The organism is Streptomyces sp. NPDC026417, assembly GCF_055567695.1.
The window spans coordinates 428,281-446,302 of the sequence record NZ_JBVHPY010000001.1; the positions used below are offsets into that span (position 1 = coordinate 428,281).

Sequence of the window (18,022 nt, forward strand, 5' to 3'; positions counted from 1 at the left end):
GTGGGGAGGGGATAGGGGGGGGGGGGGGGGGGGGGGCTCGGCCCCCCCCCCCCCCCCCCCCCCCCCCCACCCGCGGGAGTCCGCTAATCCCGTACCCCGAACCGGTACACGGTCTCCGACCGGTAGACCTCGCCCGGCCGCAGTTCCGTGCCGGGGAACCCGGGCCGGTTGGGGGAGTCGGGGAAGTGCTGCGTCTCCAGCGCGATGCCGTCGCCCGGCGCGAAGGGCAGCGAGGCGTCGAGGTGGTCCCCCGTGTAGAGCTGCAGTCCGGGTTCTGTGGTCGCCACGGACAGCAGCCGCCCGGAGGCCGGGTCGTGCAGCTCGGCCACCTCGACAGGAGTCGCGGAGACGCCCTTGTCGAGCACGAAGTTGTGGTCGTAGCCGCCGCCGACCTTCCGCGCGGCGCGGAAGTCGAAGCGCGTGCCGTCCACCGGCGCCAACTCGCCGGTCGGGATCAGGTCCGCGTCCACCGGCGTCAACCGGGAGGCCGCCAGGCGCAGTTCGTGCCCGCCCGCGTTGCCCGACCCGCTCAGGTTCCAGTACGTGTGGTTCGTCAGGTTCACCACGGTCGGCGCGTCGGTGACCGCCTCGTAGGCGATCCGCAGCGTGCCGTCCTCGTCCAGCGTGTAGGTCGCCGACAGCTCCAGACGGCCGGGGAAACCCTCCTCGCCGTGCGGGCTCACCCGCGACAGGCGCACACCGTGCCCCACCTCTTCCGCGTCCCACACCCGCTTGTCGAAGCCGCGCGCGCCCCCGTGCAGCGCGTTGGGCCCGTTGTTCTGCGCCAGGTGGTAGATCCGGCCGTCGAGCGGGAAGCGGCCGCCCGCGATCCGGTTCGCGTACCGTCCGACCAGCGCCCCGAAGTAGGGCTCGGGGTGGGCCACGTAGTCGTCGAGTTCCGGGAACCCCAGGACCACGTCCGCGGCCCGCCCGTCCCGGTCGGGGACCTCGACGGACTGCACGGTCCCGCCGTAGGTGAGTACCCGCACCCGCACTCCCGAGCGCTCCAGCGTCCAGCGGTGGACGCGGGCGCTGTCGGAGAGGGTGCCGAAGAGTTCGCTAGGCATGATCGAGACCCTACGCCCGGAACCTCCCGGACGGCCGCGCGCGTACTCCGGGGTTCACGCGACCGGCTTCCTCGCCGTCACCGTCCGGTAGGCGATCTCCGCGATCCGCGCCTGGCCGTTGCGGCTCGGGTGGAACCAGTCCCAGTGGCTCAACTGCGCCGTACCGAAGCGGTAGTCGAAGACCGCGCCGCCGTCGAAGCGGCACCGCCGGTCCTTGGCGCAGACCTCCTCCAGCACCGCGTTGTACTCCTCGACGCGGTGCTGCACCCGGGCGCGCCGCCCGGTCGCCGCCGCGTCCAGGGCGTCCGGATCCCCCAGCATGGAGGGGCAGATGCCCAGCTTCCAGACCTGTTTGCCCAGTGCGTTGCCGCGGCCCTCGGACCACAGGCGCTTCAGATCCGGCACGCTCGACACGTACAGCTGCGCCTTGGGCAGCGACGCGCGCAGCGTGCGCACCGCGTCCTGGAAGTCGGACCGGAAGTCGGCCACCGACGTCATCGCCGCCACCGAGGAGCGGCAGGCGTCGTTGGCACCCACCATGACCGTCACCAGCTCCGGCCTGCGGACCGCCGCCCGGGTCATCTGGGCCGGCAGATCCGCCATCCGGGCCCCGGTCACCGCGTAGTTCCAGCTGTGTTCGGCGGCGCCGGCCCGGCCGAGCAGCCGCACCGCGAGGCTGTTCACCCGGACGTCGCTGCCGGTCGCCCAGGACACCTCCGGGCAGTCGGACAGCACCGAACAGGCGTCGAAACCGCGCGTGATGGAGTCGCCCACGGCGACCAGGGACTCCGGGCTGCGGTCCCAGGCGGGCGTCGGCTTCGGGGAGGGGCGGCCCTTCGCGGCGGCGCCCCGCGGAGCCGGCGCGTCGCCACCGGAGGCGTCGCAGCCCGCGATGCCCAGGACGGTCGCCGCCGCGACGGCGAGGACGGTCCGTGAACGGTGGCTCCGCTTGCGCATCCCCAGTTCCCCTCGTTCGTCGTGCACGCTCGGCCGGTGCCGCGTCTCCCCGGGCCGGCCGCGGCCTCCCGGAGACGGCCCGTGGAACCGCGGCCGGGGGCCCGCACGCGTCCCGCCGGGTGAAACCTCGGTGTTTCTCCGCGCTGGGACCGACGGTACGTCACACTCCTTGCGCCGCCGCACGGTAGCCTCGCCCCGTGGCCGCCCTGCCACTGCCGTTCCGCTAAGTTACAAGATGTCCCGCTCTGCCCGGAGGTCCCGGTGACGACACGTGGAGTTCTGTACGTGCACTCCGCGCCGCGCGCGCTGTGCCCGCACGTCGAGTGGGCAGTCGCGGGCGTACTCGGTACGCGCGTCAGCCTCGACTGGATCCGGCAGCCGGCGGCGCCCGGCACCTGGAGATCCGAGTTCTCCTTCAAGGGCGCGGCGGGCACGGCCTCGCAGCTCGCCTCGGCCCTGCGCGGCTGGCAGATGCTGCGCTTCGAAGTCACCGCCGAGCCCTGCCCCACCGCCGAGGGCGAGCGCTACAGCTGCACCCCCGACCTGGGCATCTTCCACGCCGTGACCGGTATCCACGGCGACATCCTGATCCCCGAGGACCGGCTGCGTGCCGCCCTGGTCCGCTCCCAGCGCGGCGAGACCGACCTGGAGGGCGAACTCGCCAAGCTCCTCGGCAAGCCGTGGGACGACGAGCTGGAGCCGTTCCGGTACGCCGGGGAGGGTGCCCCCGTCCGCTGGCTCCACCAGGTCGTCTGACCGACTTCGTCTGACCCACCGTCACGGACACGCAAAAGGGCCCCCGCCCGAAGGCGGGGGCCCTTCCCGTGCACGACGCGTACGGCCGGATTCCGACGGCGTACGGCCGAATCTAGACGGTCCGGAAGGCCAGTACCACGTTGTGGCCGCCGAAGCCGAACGAGTCGTTCAGCGCGGCGATACGGCCCTCGACGGGGAGCTTGCGCGCCTCGCCCCGGACGATGTCGGCGTTGGCCTCGGCCTCGGGGTCGAGGTTCTCCACGTTGATGGTCGGCGGAGCGATGCGGTGGTACAGGGCGAGGACCGAGGCGACGGACTCGACACCGCCGGCGCCGCCGAGCAGGTGACCGGTCATCGACTTGGTCGCGGAGACCGCCATGTGGTCGGCGTCGTCGCCGAACACCTTGCGCAGCGCCTTCAGCTCGGCCACGTCACCGGCCGGCGTCGAGGTGGCGTGCGCGTTCACGTGCACGATCTCGGCCGGGTTCAGGTCGGTGCTGTCGAGCAGGTTCTGCAGGGCGTGCGAGATGCCGCGGCCCTCCGGCTCCGGCTGCACGATGTCGTGGGCGTCGGCCGAGATGCCCTGGCCGACCGCCTCGGCGTAGACGCGGGCGCCGCGCTTGGCGGCGTGCTCGGCCGACTCCAGGACGAGGACGCCGGCGCCCTCGCCGAGGACGAAGCCGTCGCGGCCCACGTCGTAGGGACGCGAGGCGCCCTGCGGGTCGTCGTTGTTCTTGGACATCGCCATCATGTTGCCGAAGGCGGCGATGGGCAGCGGGTGGATGGCCGCCTCGGTGCCGCCGGCGACGACGACGTCGGCACGGCCGGTGCGGATCATCTCGATCGCGTAGCCGATGGCCTCGGCGCCCGACGCGCAGGCGGAGACCGGGGTGTGCACACCGGCCCGGGCGCCCACGGCGAGACCGACGTTGGCGGACGGGCCGTTCGGCATCAGCATGGGGACGGTGTGCGGGGAGACGCGGCGTACGCCCTTCTCCTTGAGCACGTCGTACTGGTCGAGCAGGGTCGTCACGCCGCCGATGCCGGAGGCGATGACCGCGCCGAGCCGGTCGGGGTCGACGGCGGCGTCCTCACCGGCCTTGTCGGTGAAGCCTGCGTCGGCCCAGGCCTCCTTGGCCGCGATCAGCGCGAACTGCGCCGAGCGGTCGAGACGGCGGGCCTGCGGGCGGGGGATGACCTCGCCCGGTTCCACGGCGATCTGCGCCGCGATGCGGACCGCCTGGTCGGCGGCCCACTCCTGCTCCAGGGGACCGACGCCGGAACGTCCGGCGATCAGGCCCTCCCAGGTAGAGGCTGCGTCGCCACCCAGCGGTGTGGTTGCGCCGATACCGGTGACGACCACGGTGCGATTGGTCGGGCTCACGGGAATTCTTTCTCCAACGGATACGAGGATTCAGCGGCGCCACCGCCGGGTGGCGGGGCAGTCAGCCCAGGGGATCGGGTGATCAGGCCTGGTGCTTCAGGATGTAGTCGGTCGCGTCACCGACGGTCTTGAGGTTCTTGACGTCGTCGTCGGGGATCTTGACGTCGAAGCGCTCTTCGGCGGCGACGACGACCTCGACCATGGACAGCGAGTCGACGTCCAGGTCGTCGGTGAAGGACTTGTCCAGCTGGACGTCCTCAACAGGGATCCCGGCGATCTCGTTCACGATCTCGGCGAGACCGTCGACGATCTCTTTCTGAGTGGCGGCCATGTCAGGCGCTCCTTCGGTATGTATCCAGAGGGTGTGTCGGTACTCCGGCCGGCGATGATCCGGACGGTGTGCCTAGGGGAGGGTAACGACCGTGGCGGCGTAGACCAGACCCGCCCCGAAGCCGATGACGAGCGCGGTGTCGCCGCTCTTCGCCTCACCGGTCGCCAGAAGCCGCTCCATCGCGAGCGGAATCGAGGCGGCCGACGTGTTGCCGGTGGTGCGTACGTCCCGGGCGACCGTGACGTGCGCCGGCAGTTTCAGAGTCTTCACCATCGAGTCGATGATTCGCTCATTGGCCTGGTGAGGGATGAAGACGTCCAGGTCGTCCGGGGCGATCCCGGCCGCGTCCAGCGCCTGCTGGGCGACCTTCGCCATCTCGAACACGGCCCAGCGGAACACCGCCTGGCCTTCCTGGGTGATCGCGGGGAACTTGATGTCGCCCTTGGAGTCGAGCGGCAGCGTCGACACGTCGCCGACGTGGAAGCGGTCCCAGGGCACGGTCTGCTTGATCGTGCCGGCCTTGTCGCCCTCGGAACCCCAGACGGTGGGGCCGATGTGGGGCTCCTCGGAGGGGCCCACGACGACCGCGCCGGCCCCGTCGCCGAACAGGAAGGCCGTCGCGCGGTCCTCCAGGTCGGTGAGGTCCGACAGCCGCTCCACGCCGATGACCAGCACGTACTCCGCGGAACCCTCGACGATCATGCCCTTGGCGAGGGTGAGGCCGTAGCCGAAGCCCGCGCAGCCGGCCGAGATGTCGAAGGCCGCCGCCTTGGCGGTGCCCAGCTTGTCGGCGATCTCGGTGGCGATGGCCGGGGTCTGGCTGAAGTGCGAGACGGTGGAGACCACCACGGCGCCGATCTGCTCGGCGGAGATCCCGGCGTCGGCGATGGCCTTGCCGGACGCCTCGATCGACATCGCGGCGACCGTCTCCTCGTCGGAGGCCCAGTGCCGCGTCTCGATGCCGGAGCGCGAGCGGATCCATTCGTCGGACGAGTCGATCGTCTCCAGGATCACCTCGTTGGGCACGACCCGAACCGGACGGTAGCCGCCCACGCCCAGGATCCGCGCGTAGGGTGCGCCCTTCCTAGCCTTGATCTTCGACATGCTCTCCGGACTCCTTATGCCGCGCTGTGCTCGACGACGAGCTCGCGAGCCGCGTCGAGGTCGTCGGGTGTCTTCAGCGCCAGCGTCCTGACGCCGGGCAGCGCGCGCTTGGCCAGGCCGGTGAGCGTGCCGCCGGGGCACATCTCGATCAGCGCGGTCACACCGAGCTCCTTGAAGGTCTCCATGCACAGGTCCCAGCGGACCGGGTTGGCGACCTGGCCGACGAGGCGCGAGAGGACCTCGGCGCCGGTGCCGACCGCGCGGCCGTCCTTGTTCGACACGTACGTGATCTTCGGGTCGGCCGGGGACAGGTCCGCGGCGGCCTTCGCGAGCACGTCGACCGCGGGCGCCATGTGGTGCGTGTGGAACGCGCCGGCGACCTTCAGGGTGACGACCTTGCGCACGCCTTCGGGCTTGTCCGCCTCCAGGGCCGCGAGCTGCTCCAGGGTACCGGCGGCCACGATCTGGCCTGCGCCGTTCACGTTCGCCGGGGTCAGGCCGAGCTTCTCCAGGTGCGGCACCGTCACCGCGGGGTCCCCGCCGAGCAGGGCCGCCATGCCGGTCTCGGTCACCGCGGCGGCCTCGGCCATCGCCAGGCCGCGCTTGCGGACGAGCCGGAGCGCCTCGGTCTCACCGAGCACGCCCGCCATCGCGGCGGCGGTGATCTCTCCGACGCTGTGGCCCGCGACGGCACCCGGGGCCGTGTCGCCGAGCGCGGCGGCGGACAGCAGTCCGGCCGCGACGAGCAGGGGCTGGGCCACGGCCGTGTCGCGGATCGCGTCCGCGTCGGCCTGCGTGCCGTAGTGGGCAAGGTCCAGCCCGATGGCGTCCGACCACGCGGCGATGCGGTCGGCGGCACCGGGAAGATCGAGCCAAGGAGTCAGGAAGCCGGGCGTCTGGGCGCCCTGGCCGGGAGCGACGAGTACGAGCACTCTCACACTCTCTCTTGTGGACGGCCACGGCCGCCCGTGGGGACAGGGACGAAGAACAGGAGGGGGAATTGTGGACCCCCGACAAAAGCCTAGGCCTGAGGATCTCCATCGGCCAGACGCCCCAGGATCAGGGCGATGCGCAGCGTGAACGCGGAGCGTACATCGGAAGGCGACCAGCCGGTGACGTCAGTCACACGTCGGAGCCGGTAGCGCACGGTGTTGGGATGGACGAACAGCATCCGGGCGGCGCCCTCCAGACTGCTCGCCTGTTCCAGATACACGCTCAGGGTCTCCAGGAGCGCGGATCCGGCCTCCTCCAACGGTCTGTAGATCTCCTCCACCAGCTGCTCGCGGGCCGAGGGATCCCCGGCGATCGCGCGCTCCGGCAGGAGATCGTCGGCGAGTACCGGCCGCGGCGCGTCCTGCCAGGCGAAACACGCCTTGAGGCCGGCGGCGGCCGCCTGCGCGGACCGGGTCGCGGCCAGCAGGTCGGGCACGATCGGGCCCGCGACGACGGATCCCGCCGCGTACGGGCCGATCAGCGACTTGGCGACGGCGAGCGGGTTGTCGCTGCCGCCGGCGATGACGACGAGCCGGTCGCCGAGCACGCCGGTGAGCACCTGGAGCTTGGCGTGCCGGGCGGCCCGGCGGATCGCCTCGACCGTCAGCTCGCTGTCGCCGTCGGGCGCGGTACCCAGCACCACGCAGACGTGTTCGGGCGAGTTCCATCCGAGGGCGGCGGCGCGGGAGACGGCGCCTTCGTCGGCCTCGCCGGACAGCACGGCGTTGACCACGAGGGACTCCAGCCGCGCGTCCCAGGCCCCCCGGGCCTCGGCCGCCTGGGCGTACACCTGGGCGGTCGCGAAGGCGATCTCGCGGGCGTACACGAGCAGAGCCTCGCGCAGAACGGATTCGTCACCGGGCGCCGCGACCTCGTCGATCGCGCTCTCCATGACCTCGATGGTGGTGCGCACCATCTCGACGGTCTGGCGCAGGGTGATCGCCCGGGTCAGCTCGCGCGGAGCGGTGCCGAAGACGTCGGTGGAGATGGCCTGCGGGGCGTCGGGGCGCCGGAACCACTCCGTGAACGCGGCGATGCCCGCCTGGGCGACCAGCCCGATCCACGACCGGTTCTCCGGCGGCATGGCCCGGTACCACGGCAGCGTCTCGTCCATGCGCGCGATGGCCTGCGCGGCGAGACTCCCGGACGACTGCTCCAGGCGCCGCAGGGTCGCGGAGTGCGTGTGGGGAGGGTGCGCTGCGGGTTCGGTGTTGCTGGTTTGGGGTTCGGGCACGGGACAAGACTGCCTTATCCGGACGCGAGTGCGCCGCGCCGGGTCCCGGTGCCCCGCCCGAGCGGGTCTACCGTGGTCCCGTGATGGACGTACGGCGCGCCGACGAGCGCTACCCCGGAGGGGACCCGGCGGCCGGGATCGAGTCCCTGCACGCCTTCTCCTTCGGCCCCCACTACGACCCCGACAACCTGCGCTTCGGCCCGCTCATCGCCTGCAACGAGGAGCGGCTGGCTCCCGGCGCGGGGTTCGACGAGCATCCGCACAGCCACACCGAGATCGTCACGTGGGTGATCGAGGGCGAGCTGACGCACCGCGACTCGGCGGGCCACGAGTCGGTGGTCCGCGCCGGCGACCTGCAGCGTCTCGGCGCGGGCGGCGGCGTGCGGCACGTGGAGCGCAACGACGGCCTGACGCCGCTGACCTTCGTCCAGATGTGGCTGGCGCCGCTCGAACCGGGCGGCGACCCCTCCTACGAGATCGTGCACGGCATCGCGGACTCCACGCCGTACGCGGTCCCGGAGGCGGGGGCACTGCTCCACGTCCGCCGGCTGACCGCCAGCGAGCGCACCGCGATCCCGGACGCGCCGTACGTGTACGTCCACGTCGTGCGCGGCGAGGTCCGGCTGGACGGCCTGGAGCTGGAGACCGGCGACGCGGCCCGCATCACCGACGCGAAGGACCTGGAGGCCATAGCGGGCTCCCCGGCGGAACTCCTCGTCTGGGAGATGACGACGGCCTGACCCGGGCCGGGGGAGCGGAGAATCGAGCCCCTCCGGCGCTTGAGGAGCGGGGTCCGGGGCGGAGCCCCGCGCCGGGACGGGAGAGGGCGGAGGGGCGTAGAAGCGCCTCGCCTCCCCGAGCGCGACCGGAACCCGGGCGCAGGCGGGGGCAGCCGAGCCCCCGAGCCGGACGGCTCACGCGCCGCCCGACAGCTCCGCCAGCACCGCGTCGGTGAACGGCGGCCACGCCTCCGTGGCCCACGCCCCGAACGCCCGGTCCGTGAGCGCCACGCACGCGACCCCCGCGACCGGGTCCACCCACAGGAACGTGCCGGACTGCCCGAAGTGCCCGAAGGTCCGCGGGGACGACGAACTCCCCGTCCAGTGCGGCGACTTGGCGTCGCGGATCTCGAAACCGAGGCCCCAGTCGTTGGGGTTCTGGTGACCGTACCCGGGCAGCACCCCCTTGGTGCCGGGAAACTGCACCGTCATCGCCTCCGCGACGGTCCGCGGGTCCAGCAGCCGGGGCGCCTGCACCTCGGCGGCGAACCGCACGAGGTCGTCCACCGTCGACACCCCGTCCTTGGCGGGCGAGCCGTCGAGGGTGGTCGACGTCATGCCCAGCGGCTCCAGGACGGCCTGCCGCAGATACTCCGCGAAGGGGAACCCGGTGGCCTTCGCGATGTGGTCCCCCAGCACCTCGAAACCGGCGTTGGAGTACAGCCGCCGCTCCCCGGGCGCGGAGGTGACCCGGTGCTCGTCGAAGGCGAGTCCGGAGGTGTGCGCGAGGAGATGGCGGACCGTGGACCCGGCCGGCCCGGCCGGCTCGTCGAGCTCGACGGCCCCCTCCTCGTACGCGACGAGGGCGGCGTACGCGGCGAGCGGCTTGGTGACCGAGGCGAGCCTGAAACGCTGCCCGCCGGGGCCGTGCGCCCCCAGTACCGTGCCGTCCGCGCGGACGACGGCCGCCGCGGCGGTGGGAACGGGCCAGTTCTCGGTCAGCGCCAGGCTCTGCAAGGACATGCCCACGAGCCTAAGCGCCGCGCAGCTCCAGCCGCATCGAGGGGTCGGGCTTGCGCACGAATCCGAGCGAGGCGTACAGCGGCTCGGCCTCGGCGGAGGCGTTCAGGTCGACCTGCGGGACACCCCGCTCACGGAACCAGTCGAGCAGCGACTCCATGCAGGCGCGGGCGTACCCCCGCAGCCGGGCGTCCGGATCGGTGGCCACGCTGAAGACGTGCCCGACCGCCCCGAGCGGATTGCCCGCGCGCCCGATCCGGTACTCGACGGTCCCGGCGACCAGCGCCGCGAGCGCTCCGGCCCGCTGCGGGTGGTCGACGACGAAGGCGGCGAAATCCCCGTCCGGCTCGGCGAGCCGGCGCCGTACCGTCGGCAGTGACCGCGCGTGCCACTCGGTGGAGCCGTCCGGCCCGGACATCGAGTCGATCATCACCTGACGCAGACGGAGCAGCTCCCCGGCGTCCTCGGGCACGGCGCGGCGTACGAGAGTCATGATCCGCACGGTAACCATGAAGACGGCGTGACGTCGCCGGAATTCAGTCGGAATCCGCTTGCCTGGAGTGCACTCCAAGGTTTTAGCGTGGAGGGCATGACGGTGATGGAGACCACGGCCGCCGAGACCGGCACCGGTACGGACGTCTGCGCCCCGGCGCCCGGGCGCCACCCGCGCCCGGACGGCCGGGACAGCTACACGATCAGCGAGGTCGTCGCCTTCACCGGCCTGACCGCGCACACCCTGCGCTGGTACGAGCGGATCGGGCTGATGCCCCACATCGACCGCTCGCACACCGGCCAGCGCCGCTACAGCAACCGCGACCTGGACTGGCTGAGCCTCGTCGGCAAGCTGCGGCTGACCGGCATGCCGGTCGCCGACATGGTGCGGTACGCGGAGCTGGTGCGGGCCGGTGACCACACCTACGGCGAGCGGTTCGAGCTGCTGGAGGCCACCCGGCGGGACGTGCGGGCGCGGATCGCCGAGCTCCAGGACACCCTCGCCGTGCTCGACCACAAGATCAGTTTCTATGCGGACGCCGGGCGTGCCCTGGCGTCGGAGAGGTCCCGATGACGGACAGCACGATCGCGCAGGCGCAACTCGGCACCTCGGGCCCCGAGGTCGGCGTACAGGGCCTCGGCTGCATGGGCATGAGCTTCGCGTACGGCCCGACGGACGCCGGCGAGGCGAGGGCCACCCTGGAGCGCGCTCTGGAGCTCGGCGTCACGCTCTACGACACCGCGGACGCCTACGGCGCGGGCGAGAACGAGGAGTTCCTCTCGCCGTTCTTCAAGGCGCACCGGGACGAGGTCGTCATCGCCACCAAGTTCGCCCTGTCGATCCCGCCGGGCGAGCCCACCAGGCGGATCATCCGCAACGACGGACCGTACATACGCCAGGCCGTGGAGGGCAGCCTCAAGCGCCTGGACGTCGACGTGATCGACCTCTACTACATGCACCGGCGCGACCCGGACGTCCCGATCGAGGAAACCGTCGGGACCATGGCCGAACTGGTGCGCGAGGGCAAGGTCAAGCACCTCGGGCTGAGCGAGGTCACCGGCAGCGAGCTGCGGGCCGCGCACGGCGTGCACCCGATCGCGGCCGTCCAGTCGGAGTGGTCGCTGTTCAGCCGGGACATCGAGGCCGGCGTGATCGCCGCGGCCAGGGAACTGGGCGTGGGCCTGGTCCCTTACTCGCCGCTCGGCCGCGGCTTCCTCACCGGCTCCTTCGCGAACGCCGACAAGGACCTGACCGCGGACGACTTCCGGCGTCAGCAGCCCCGCTTCACCGGCGAGAACGCGGCCGCCAACGCCGCGCTCCTGGAGCCGGTGCGCGCCGTGGCCGACGCCCACGGTGCCTCGCCGGGCCAGATCGCGCTGGCCTGGGTGCAGCAGCAGGCCGCCGTGCACGGGCTGACCGTCGTGCCGATCCCGGGCACCCGCAGGCGCAGCCGCGTCGAGGAGAACACGGCCGCCACCCGCATCGTCCTCACCGACGGCGAACGCGCGCTCCTGGAGCCGATCGCCGCCCGGGTGGCCGGCGACCGCTACGCGGACATGACGTTCACGTCGGCGGGGCGCGAGTGACGCGGGCCCCGTTCGCGGTGCCCGCGCCTACAGCTCCGCCAGCAGCTGCGCCTTCTTGGTCGTGAACTCCTCGTCCGTCACCAGGCCCGCCCGGTGCAGCTCGCCTAGGTGACGGATGCGGTCCGCGATGTCGGCGGGGTCCTGGCGGGGCACGGCCGCCGGGACCGCGGCCGGCGGACCGGCGGCGCGCACGGCGGCCAGCACCGAGGCCGCGAACGGCAGGGACTCGTGCACCGGGCCGTAGCCGAGCCCGAAGACGACGGCCGCCGGGTCCTGGTCGGCCTGCGCCGGCTGCTCGGCGGCCGGCTCGCGGTGCAGCAGCCGCAGGTGGCCTTCGAAGACCTCGGGGGAGCGCCACTCGACCCCGCTGAGGCCGGTGACCGGGAAACTCTGGTCGCCGGCCTTCCACTTGGCGGAGGAGGCGCCGGTCCAGGACCACCGGAACGACACCTGTCGGCCGTCGAAGGACGCCTTCGCGTCGTACGCCTTGAAGTGCCGGGGCGCCTCGGGCGGGTCCACGAGATACCGCTCGGCGGGCGAATCGTCCCCGAGGAGCCGGGTGCGCAGTTCGTCCGCGTAGTACTCGGCGAGGGTCTCGCGCTCGGCGGGCAGCACCAGCCGGTAGGGGTCGCAGGTCTCCTTCAGCTGGCCCGCCGCGGCCTCCATCAGCGGGTCCGCGCCCGGTCTCGGCAGCGCGTGCAGGACCACCGTCCCCCGCTTCCCGGGAGCGAGGGTCACCGCCGCGAGCGCCTCCAGGGGGACACGGCGTTCGCCGAGTGCCTGGAACAGCTTCGGCGTACGGATCCCCCGCTCGAAGCGGATGAGCACGGAGTCGGACTCGAACTCCCAGGCGGCATGAAATCCGGCCAGTACGTCACCCATGCGGCTCATCGTATGCGGCACGCGCCCCTCCGTCGCCACCCCGAACCGACCGCAATTCCTCGTCTTCTACGCGCGTCCGGCCTCCGCGGCGGCGGACAAACCCTTCCTGCAGGCGTCGTCCTTCCCGGCGCAGTGCACGGTGCGATACGCGCCGATCCCGATCCGGGCGAAGTTGCGCAGGCTCTCGGTGCCGGGTTCGAAATAGCCGGTGTGTCCCTCGGCGCCGTCGGCGGAGAGGACCCGCGCCCCGAAGCCGGAGGAGACCGGGTCGGCGCCGTGTCCGAGGCCGCCGACCTCCAGGTGCGGCACGTCCCGGATCCAGTCGTCGGCGTCCCGCATGGCCCAGACGCGGGCCGTGGTGTTCAGGTGGGCGGCGTTCTCGGCGCGCATGCCGGGGCTGCCCGCGACCGCGATGTCCTCGACCCGTCCGGGCAGTCCGTGGGCGGCGACACCGCACACCACCGAGCCGTAGCTGTGGCAGTACAGCGCGACGGGTGCCCGGCCGGGCAGGGCGTGCAGCAGCCGGTTCAGCCGGACCGCGCCGTCCCGGGCGCGCATCGCGGTGGCGGCATCCATGCCGAGCCCGCTCGGGGCCGTGTAGTCGGCCCAGGCGATGACGGCGGTCCGCGTCGTCGCGCTCGCCGCGCGCTCGGCCCGGTACAGGGAGCGCGCCATGCCGACGGGCGCCGTGTACTTCCGGTTCGAGCGCTGGAAGGTGAGGAGGTCCGTGTCGACGCCGGGCACCACGACGGAGATCCGCTCCGCCCTGGTCAGGTTGCCGAAGACCTCGGCGATCCGGCCCGAGCCCTCGGGGTCGAAGGCCAGGATCTGGCGCTTGCCCTGCAGCAGCGCGTCATAGCGGTGCATCCGGCGGCTCGCCTGCTGCTGCCCGGCGGACGAGAGGCGTGGGTCGTGCATGCGGGCGAGTTCGACCCTGCGCTGCTGCCCGAGCGCGAGCCGGTTGGCCCGGTAACGCAGCCGCGTGGGCGCGCCGTTCATGTTGCCGACGGCCAGCGGGTAGCGGCGGACCAGGAGGTCCCGCTGGTGGGTGTCGAGCGAGGCGAAGAAGCGGGTCAGTCGGCCCGGCCCCGAGTCGGGGTCCGGCAGCCGGTGTCCGCCGAGGCGTCCGTGCTCCCACTTGGCGAGCGACGCCTCGAGCGGCGACGCCCCCCGATGGCTGTGCACGGCGGTCCAGCCGGTGGTCGCCAGCATCACGAACACCACGGCCAGCGCGAGCAGTGCGCGCCAGACGTTGAGTTGGGGGGAGGAGTCGAAGGAAGTCACTGAGAGGACACACTAGGAGAACGGGAGTGTCTCGCGTTAACCGAGTGAGGCGGATCACGTTTCTTGCGGGGTAATTGGGTCATACAGGGTTCAGTTTGAGTTAAATGCTCACCCTGCGTATCCATATACCCGCCTTATCTGCGGGCTTTGTGACGCTGCGTTAGATGATCGTCACTCGTCGGGGCGGGTGCCCGCCCCGCTTCGGCACCGTCACCGCGCGCGCCAGCGGCCGGCCAGTGCGGGTCCGAGGTGATCGAGATGGGACGCGGTCAGCTCGCGGATCGCCTCGACGCTGAGGTCTTCGCCGGCCCCCCACAGCCGCCCCGTCACCCGCATCACGCCGCCGAACACCGCCACCGCGACCCGTGGGCGCGGATCCGCGTCCACGTCGAGGCCCTCCCGCTCCGCGATCACCTGGGCGAGTTCCTCCTCCACCTCCGCGGAGCGGCGCAGGTGCGCGGCGAGCAGCGCGGGCGTCGACTCGATCAACTGGAAGGTGCGCATGTGCAGTTCGAGCGGGACGACCTCCTCGATCGCCTCGCCGATGGTGTCCCAGCTCTCCAACACGGCCCGGCGCAGGGCGTCCAGCGGTGCCTCGCCGGGCGGCCGTCCGCGCAGCGCCTCGACGAAGTGCGCCTCGGTCATCTCCTGGACGGCGAAGGCGGCCTCCTCCTTGCCCGCGAAGTAACGGAAGAAGGTGCGCTGGGAGACGTCGACGGTCGCGGCGATCTCGTCGACGGTGGTCTGCTCGTACCCCTGGGTCGTGAACAGTTCGAGAGCGGCTCGAAGCAGCGCGTCCCGGGTGCGCCTCTTCTTGCGCTCGCGCAGACCCGGTCGCGACGCTGTGTCCATGGGGTCCTCTTCTTTCGGCCTTCGCCGCTCAGCGTACGTCCGGGCGACGTGACAGTTACCGACGAGTGAAACGGTTTGTCAACTGTCAGCGACTGTCACTAGCCTCCGCGGTATGACTAGTCAGACCACCGTCGACGCGACGGGCCCGGCCGACAAGGCCTCGGCCACCCCGTCCGGACCTAGCCCCGCCAAGGGGCTGCGCGGCCACCCCTGGCTGACGCTCATCAGCGTGGCGATCGGCGTCATGATGGTCGCCCTGGACGGCACCATCGTCGCCATCGCGAACCCGGCCATCGCCAAGGACCTCGGCGCCAGCTTCGCCGACGTGCAGTGGATCACCAACGCGTACTTCCTCGCCCTCGCGGTCACCCTGATCACCGCGGGCAAGCTCGGCGACCGGTTCGGGCACCGGCAGACCTTCCTGATCGGCGTCGTCGGTTTCGCCGCCGCGTCCGGGGCCATCGGCCTGTCCGACAGCATCGCCCTGGTGGTCACCTTCCGGGTCTTCCAGGGTCTGTTCGGCGCGCTGCTGATGCCGGCGGCACTCGGCCTGCTGCGGGCCACCTTCCCCGCCGAGAAGCTGAACATGGCCATCGGTATCTGGGGCATGGTGATCGGCGCCTCCACCGCGGGCGGCCCGATCCTCGGCGGTCTGCTGGTCCAGCACGTCAGCTGGCAGTCGGTGTTCTTCATCAATGTGCCGGTCGGCGTCCTCGCGCTGGTCCTCGGCGCGCTGATCCTGACCGACCACCGGGCCGAGAAGGCGCCGCGCTCCTTCGACATCCTGGGCATAGCCCTGCTCTCGGGCGCCATGTTCTGCCTGGTCTGGGCGCTCATCAAGGCGCCGACATGGGGCTGGGGCGACGGCCTCACCTGGGCCTTCCTCGGCGCCTCGGTGCTGGGATTCGCCCTCTTCGCCCTCTGGGAGACCAAGGTCCGCGAGCCCCTGGTCCCCCTCGCCCTCTTCCGCTCCGTGCCGCTGTCCGCCGGTGTGGTCCTGATGGTCCTGATGGCCATCGCCTTCCTGGGCGGCCTGTTCTTCGTCACCTTCTACCTGCAGAACGTGCACGGGATGAGCCCGGTCGACGCGGGTCTGCACCTGCTGCCGCTCACCGGGATGATGATCGTGGGCTCGCCGCTGGCCGGCGTCCTCATCACCAAGACCGGCCCGCGGCTGCCGCTGGCGGGCGGCATGGCGCTCACCGCGATCTCCATGTACGGCATGTCCACGCTGGACACGGATACCGGCAGCGCCGTCATGTCGCTCTGGTTCGCCGGTCTCGGCCTCGGCCTCGCGCCCGTCATGGTCGGCGCCACCGAGGTCATCGTGGGCAACGCCCCGATGGAGCTCTCCGGGGTCGCCGGCGGCCTGCAGCAGGCGGCCATGCAGATCGGCGGCAGCCTCGGTACGGCCGTGCTCGGCGCCGTGATGGCCTCCAAGGTCGACAACGACCTCGCGGGCAACTGGGCCGACGCCAAGCTGCCGCCGCTCACCGAGGGGCAGCTGGACCAGGCCTCGCAGTCGGTCCAGCAGGGCGCGGCACCGGTGCCGAAGGGCGCGCCGGCCGAACTCGCCGCGAAGATCACGGGCGTCGCCCACGACACCTTCATCTCGGGCATGAGCCTGGCGTGCCTCGTGGCCGCCGGGGTCGCATTCGTCGCCGTCTTCGTCGCGCTGCTCACCAAGCGCGGTGTCAACGCGGATGCGGCGGGCGCGGGCGCCGGGCACATCTAGCGGCGGCGTGCCGAGTGGCCTGACGGCAGGTCGGGGGTGACGGGGCGGACCGGATCCGCCCCGTCACCCTTTTTTCGCCCATCAGGGTGACAACGCTCAAGATCCCTCCCCGCCGGTGCGCGCCGCAGGTCACAGTGGGTCAAGTCCTCCGCACGACATGGAGGGCGACCGGATGCCGCGGCGCGCTGCCGGAGGGGGGCAGCGCGCGGGCAGGTCTGCCGCGGGGGAACGGGGGTATCCGCACATCGAACCCGAACTGGCCGAGAAGGTCGATGAGTTCAGGAGTTGATGATGGCGGGCTTCGGAAACGGCACACGCAGGCACCCCCGTTCACGTGGCCGGACGTGGTCACGGACCGGGCCGGATCGCGAGTCGCTGGGCATCATCGGAGTCGTCTGCGCGATCGCCGGGTTCTTCGTCCTGGGGATCGTCCTCGGTCCCGTGGCGATGGTCTGCGGCTGGCTGGGCATGGGGCGCAGCTGGGGCGGTTCCCGCCCGCTGCCGGCGCTCATCGCCCTGGTGCTGGGCGCGATCGACACGATCGTCGCCCTCGTCTGGCTCGTCGGCTCGGCGGGCCCCGGCGGCGGAGTCCTCTGACGCGCGCCCCCGACAGCCACCGGCGCGGGCGTCGTCCCGCGCCGTGGCGGGGGACGACGGTCACCGGCGCGGGCACCGCGTCCCGCGCCGTGGCACGTGACGGCAGAGCCCCGGTGCCAGGGCCCGAACGTCCCGCGCGCTCTAGGCCGGACGCGACGGCTCGGTGGGTGCGGGGACCGGGTGGGAGACCCGGGACAGGTCCGCGACCTGGGCCCGCAGGGCCCGTACCTCCTCCGTGAGCGCCTCGATCGCGGCCGTCTGGCGGCGTTCCTCCACGTCGTCCTTCTCGAAACGCGAGATGAACCAGGCCGCGATGTTCGCCGTGACCACACCGAGCAGCGCGATGCCGGACAGCATCAGGCCGACCGCGAGGATCCGGCCCATGCCGGTGGTCGGCGCGTGATCCCCGTACCCCACGGTCGTCATCGTCGTGAACGACCACCACACCGCGTCGCCCAGCGTCCTGATGTTCCCGTGCGGCGAGTCCCGCTCCACCGAGAGCACGGCGAGCGAACCGAACATCAGCAGCCCCACGACCGCACCCACGACGTACGTCGTCAGCCTGATCTGCGAGGCCATCCGCGCCCGCCGTCCCACCAGCAGCAACGTGGAGACGAGCCGCAGCAGGCGCAGCGGCTGGAGCATCGGCAGCACCACCGCGCCCAGGTCCAGCCAGTGACCGCGTACGAACTCCCGCCGGTCGCGGGCCAGTCCGAGCCGGACGAGGTAGTCGCCGGCGAAGGCCGCCCACACCACCCACTCCACCGCCGTGCAGGCGACCGACAGCCCGTGGCTCACGCTGCTGTCCACGATCGGCACGGCGTAGGCGAGAGCGAATGCCAGCGCGAGCGCCAGCAGCGGTCGTTGGGTGCGCCGCTCCCAGCGGACCTGAGCCGATTCTTCCGTCATGCCCGCATCGTAGAAAAGCCGGCGGGGGGGGGGGGGGGGGGCCCCCCCCCCCCCCCCCCCCCCCCCCCCCCCCCCCCCCCCCCCCCGCTCGGTGTGTTGCCCTCTCCACAGCAGCCTGC

19 protein-coding genes are annotated in these 18,022 nt (G+C 72.2%); 6 read left to right on the forward strand and 13 right to left on the reverse strand.

Translation table 11 applies throughout. From position 1 onward, the window contains the following. Positions 1 to 83: 83 nt before the first annotated feature. Both ACZ4NT_RS01775 and ACZ4NT_RS01780 read right to left on the reverse strand, forming a co-directional pair. A complete protein-coding gene (locus ACZ4NT_RS01775; protein ID WP_467722683.1) occupies positions 84 to 1,067 on the reverse strand; it encodes an aldose epimerase family protein in 984 nt (327 codons plus the stop codon). A gap of 54 nt (positions 1,068 to 1,121) precedes the next feature. After that, positions 1,122 to 2,024 carry an SGNH/GDSL hydrolase family protein gene (locus tag ACZ4NT_RS01780; protein ID WP_121403237.1) on the reverse strand — a complete coding sequence of 301 codons (903 nt, stop codon included), beginning with the start codon at positions 2,022 to 2,024 and terminating at the stop codon, positions 1,122 to 1,124. Between the two features lie 261 nt (positions 2,025 to 2,285). On the opposite strand from ACZ4NT_RS01780, the gene ACZ4NT_RS01785 reads away from it, so the two are divergent. Further along, on the forward strand, positions 2,286 to 2,780 hold the full coding sequence (locus tag ACZ4NT_RS01785; RefSeq protein WP_121403238.1) for a DUF3145 domain-containing protein: 495 nt from the start codon (positions 2,286 to 2,288) through the stop codon (positions 2,778 to 2,780). A gap of 112 nt (positions 2,781 to 2,892) precedes the next feature. Here ACZ4NT_RS01785 and fabF read toward each other — a convergent pair whose 3' ends face one another. The 5 genes from fabF to fasR form a co-directional block, all read right to left on the reverse strand. Continuing rightward, the gene (gene fabF, locus ACZ4NT_RS01790; protein WP_121403239.1) at positions 2,893 to 4,164 is read right to left on the reverse strand and encodes a beta-ketoacyl-ACP synthase II; all 1,272 of its coding nucleotides are present in this window, start codon (positions 4,162 to 4,164) and stop codon (positions 2,893 to 2,895) included. An 82-nt stretch (positions 4,165 to 4,246) separates the two neighbouring features. Beyond that, complete coding sequence (locus tag ACZ4NT_RS01795; protein WP_121403240.1) at positions 4,247 to 4,495, reverse strand: acyl carrier protein; 249 nt, start codon at positions 4,493 to 4,495, stop codon at positions 4,247 to 4,249. A gap of 72 nt (positions 4,496 to 4,567) precedes the next feature. After that, a complete protein-coding gene (locus tag ACZ4NT_RS01800) occupies positions 4,568 to 5,599 on the reverse strand; it encodes a ketoacyl-ACP synthase III (protein WP_121403241.1) in 1,032 nt (343 codons plus the stop codon). 14 nt (positions 5,600 to 5,613) lie between these two features. Next, positions 5,614 to 6,531, reverse strand: coding sequence for an ACP S-malonyltransferase (locus tag ACZ4NT_RS01805; protein ID WP_121403242.1), 918 nt, complete (start codon positions 6,529 to 6,531; stop codon positions 5,614 to 5,616). An 89-nt stretch (positions 6,532 to 6,620) separates the two neighbouring features. Further along, on the reverse strand, positions 6,621 to 7,826 hold the full coding sequence (gene fasR / locus ACZ4NT_RS01810; RefSeq protein WP_121403243.1) for a fatty acid biosynthesis transcriptional regulator FasR: 1,206 nt from the start codon (positions 7,824 to 7,826) through the stop codon (positions 6,621 to 6,623). 83 nt (positions 7,827 to 7,909) lie between these two features. On the opposite strand from fasR, the gene ACZ4NT_RS01815 reads away from it, so the two are divergent. Then, the gene (locus ACZ4NT_RS01815; RefSeq protein ID WP_121403244.1) at positions 7,910 to 8,566 is read left to right on the forward strand and encodes a pirin family protein; all 657 of its coding nucleotides are present in this window, start codon (positions 7,910 to 7,912) and stop codon (positions 8,564 to 8,566) included. Positions 8,567 to 8,740: 174 nt separating this feature from the next. Here ACZ4NT_RS01815 and ACZ4NT_RS01820 read toward each other — a convergent pair whose 3' ends face one another. Both ACZ4NT_RS01820 and ACZ4NT_RS01825 read right to left on the reverse strand, forming a co-directional pair. Further along, on the reverse strand, positions 8,741 to 9,568 hold the full coding sequence (locus ACZ4NT_RS01820; RefSeq protein ID WP_121403245.1) for a serine hydrolase domain-containing protein: 828 nt from the start codon (positions 9,566 to 9,568) through the stop codon (positions 8,741 to 8,743). Between the two features lie 10 nt (positions 9,569 to 9,578). Then, positions 9,579 to 10,058, reverse strand: coding sequence for a GNAT family N-acetyltransferase (locus tag ACZ4NT_RS01825; protein ID WP_121404753.1), 480 nt, complete (start codon positions 10,056 to 10,058; stop codon positions 9,579 to 9,581). Positions 10,059 to 10,154: 96 nt separating this feature from the next. On the opposite strand from ACZ4NT_RS01825, the gene ACZ4NT_RS01830 reads away from it, so the two are divergent. Together ACZ4NT_RS01830 and ACZ4NT_RS01835 are read left to right on the forward strand one after the other, a co-directional pair. After that, complete coding sequence (locus ACZ4NT_RS01830) at positions 10,155 to 10,631, forward strand: MerR family transcriptional regulator (RefSeq protein ID WP_121403246.1); 477 nt, start codon at positions 10,155 to 10,157, stop codon at positions 10,629 to 10,631. Further along, on the forward strand, positions 10,628 to 11,644 hold the full coding sequence (locus tag ACZ4NT_RS01835; RefSeq protein ID WP_467722687.1) for an aldo/keto reductase: 1,017 nt from the start codon (positions 10,628 to 10,630) through the stop codon (positions 11,642 to 11,644). Before ACZ4NT_RS01830 ends, ACZ4NT_RS01835 begins: the two co-directional genes overlap by 4 nt. 27 nt (positions 11,645 to 11,671) lie before the next feature. Here the strand turns inward: ACZ4NT_RS01835 and ACZ4NT_RS01840 are convergent, their stop codons facing one another. The 3 genes from ACZ4NT_RS01840 to ACZ4NT_RS01850 all read right to left on the reverse strand — a co-directional run bounded on the left by ACZ4NT_RS01840 (position 11,672) and on the right by ACZ4NT_RS01850 (position 14,662). Beyond that, entirely contained in the window at positions 11,672 to 12,526 is an 855-nt protein-coding gene (locus ACZ4NT_RS01840; protein ID WP_467722689.1) for a DUF4429 domain-containing protein, read from the reverse strand. Positions 12,527 to 12,592: 66 nt separating this feature from the next. After that, on the reverse strand, positions 12,593 to 13,810 hold the full coding sequence (locus ACZ4NT_RS01845; protein ID WP_121403249.1) for an alpha/beta hydrolase: 1,218 nt from the start codon (positions 13,808 to 13,810) through the stop codon (positions 12,593 to 12,595). A 210-nt stretch (positions 13,811 to 14,020) separates the two neighbouring features. Further along, the gene (locus ACZ4NT_RS01850) at positions 14,021 to 14,662 is read right to left on the reverse strand and encodes a TetR family transcriptional regulator (protein ID WP_121403250.1); all 642 of its coding nucleotides are present in this window, start codon (positions 14,660 to 14,662) and stop codon (positions 14,021 to 14,023) included. A 112-nt stretch (positions 14,663 to 14,774) separates the two neighbouring features. On the opposite strand from ACZ4NT_RS01850, the gene ACZ4NT_RS01855 reads away from it, so the two are divergent. Together ACZ4NT_RS01855 and ACZ4NT_RS01860 are read left to right on the forward strand one after the other, a co-directional pair. Beyond that, on the forward strand, positions 14,775 to 16,397 hold the full coding sequence (locus tag ACZ4NT_RS01855; RefSeq protein WP_467722692.1) for an MFS transporter: 1,623 nt from the start codon (positions 14,775 to 14,777) through the stop codon (positions 16,395 to 16,397). Positions 16,398 to 16,685: 288 nt separating this feature from the next. Then, entirely contained in the window at positions 16,686 to 16,994 is a 309-nt protein-coding gene (locus ACZ4NT_RS01860) for a small hydrophobic protein (RefSeq protein WP_121403252.1), read from the forward strand. A 141-nt stretch (positions 16,995 to 17,135) separates the two neighbouring features. Here ACZ4NT_RS01860 and ACZ4NT_RS01865 read toward each other — a convergent pair whose 3' ends face one another. Continuing rightward, positions 17,136 to 17,903 carry a potassium channel family protein gene (locus ACZ4NT_RS01865; RefSeq protein WP_121403253.1) on the reverse strand — a complete coding sequence of 256 codons (768 nt, stop codon included), beginning with the start codon at positions 17,901 to 17,903 and terminating at the stop codon, positions 17,136 to 17,138. Between the last annotated feature and the right edge of the window lie 119 nt (positions 17,904 to 18,022).

Excerpts from the sequence above, each read along its gene's own strand:
- ACZ4NT_RS01775 (WP_467722683.1), bottom strand. The coding sequence starts at position 1,067 with ATGCCTAGCGAACTCTTCGGCACCCTCTCCGACAGCGCCCGCGTCCAC.
- ACZ4NT_RS01780 (WP_121403237.1), bottom strand. The coding sequence starts at position 2,024 with ATGCGCAAGCGGAGCCACCGTTCACGGACCGTCCTCGCCGTCGCGGCG.
- ACZ4NT_RS01795 (WP_121403240.1), bottom strand. The coding sequence starts at position 4,495 with ATGGCCGCCACTCAGAAAGAGATCGTCGACGGTCTCGCCGAGATCGTG.
- ACZ4NT_RS01800 (WP_121403241.1), bottom strand. The coding sequence starts at position 5,599 with ATGTCGAAGATCAAGGCTAGGAAGGGCGCACCCTACGCGCGGATCCTG.
- ACZ4NT_RS01815 (WP_121403244.1), top strand. The coding sequence starts at position 7,910 with ATGGACGTACGGCGCGCCGACGAGCGCTACCCCGGAGGGGACCCGGCG.
- ACZ4NT_RS01820 (WP_121403245.1), bottom strand. The coding sequence starts at position 9,568 with ATGTCCTTGCAGAGCCTGGCGCTGACCGAGAACTGGCCCGTTCCCACC.
- ACZ4NT_RS01825 (WP_121404753.1), bottom strand. The coding sequence starts at position 10,058 with ATGACTCTCGTACGCCGCGCCGTGCCCGAGGACGCCGGGGAGCTGCTC.
- ACZ4NT_RS01830 (WP_121403246.1), top strand. The coding sequence starts at position 10,155 with ATGACGGTGATGGAGACCACGGCCGCCGAGACCGGCACCGGTACGGAC.
- ACZ4NT_RS01835 (WP_467722687.1), top strand. The coding sequence starts at position 10,628 with ATGACGGACAGCACGATCGCGCAGGCGCAACTCGGCACCTCGGGCCCC.
- ACZ4NT_RS01840 (WP_467722689.1), bottom strand. The coding sequence starts at position 12,526 with ATGGGTGACGTACTGGCCGGATTTCATGCCGCCTGGGAGTTCGAGTCC.
- ACZ4NT_RS01850 (WP_121403250.1), bottom strand. The coding sequence starts at position 14,662 with ATGGACACAGCGTCGCGACCGGGTCTGCGCGAGCGCAAGAAGAGGCGC.
- ACZ4NT_RS01855 (WP_467722692.1), top strand. The coding sequence starts at position 14,775 with ATGACTAGTCAGACCACCGTCGACGCGACGGGCCCGGCCGACAAGGCC.
- ACZ4NT_RS01860 (WP_121403252.1), top strand. The coding sequence starts at position 16,686 with ATGATGGCGGGCTTCGGAAACGGCACACGCAGGCACCCCCGTTCACGT.
- ACZ4NT_RS01865 (WP_121403253.1), bottom strand. The coding sequence starts at position 17,903 with ATGACGGAAGAATCGGCTCAGGTCCGCTGGGAGCGGCGCACCCAACGA.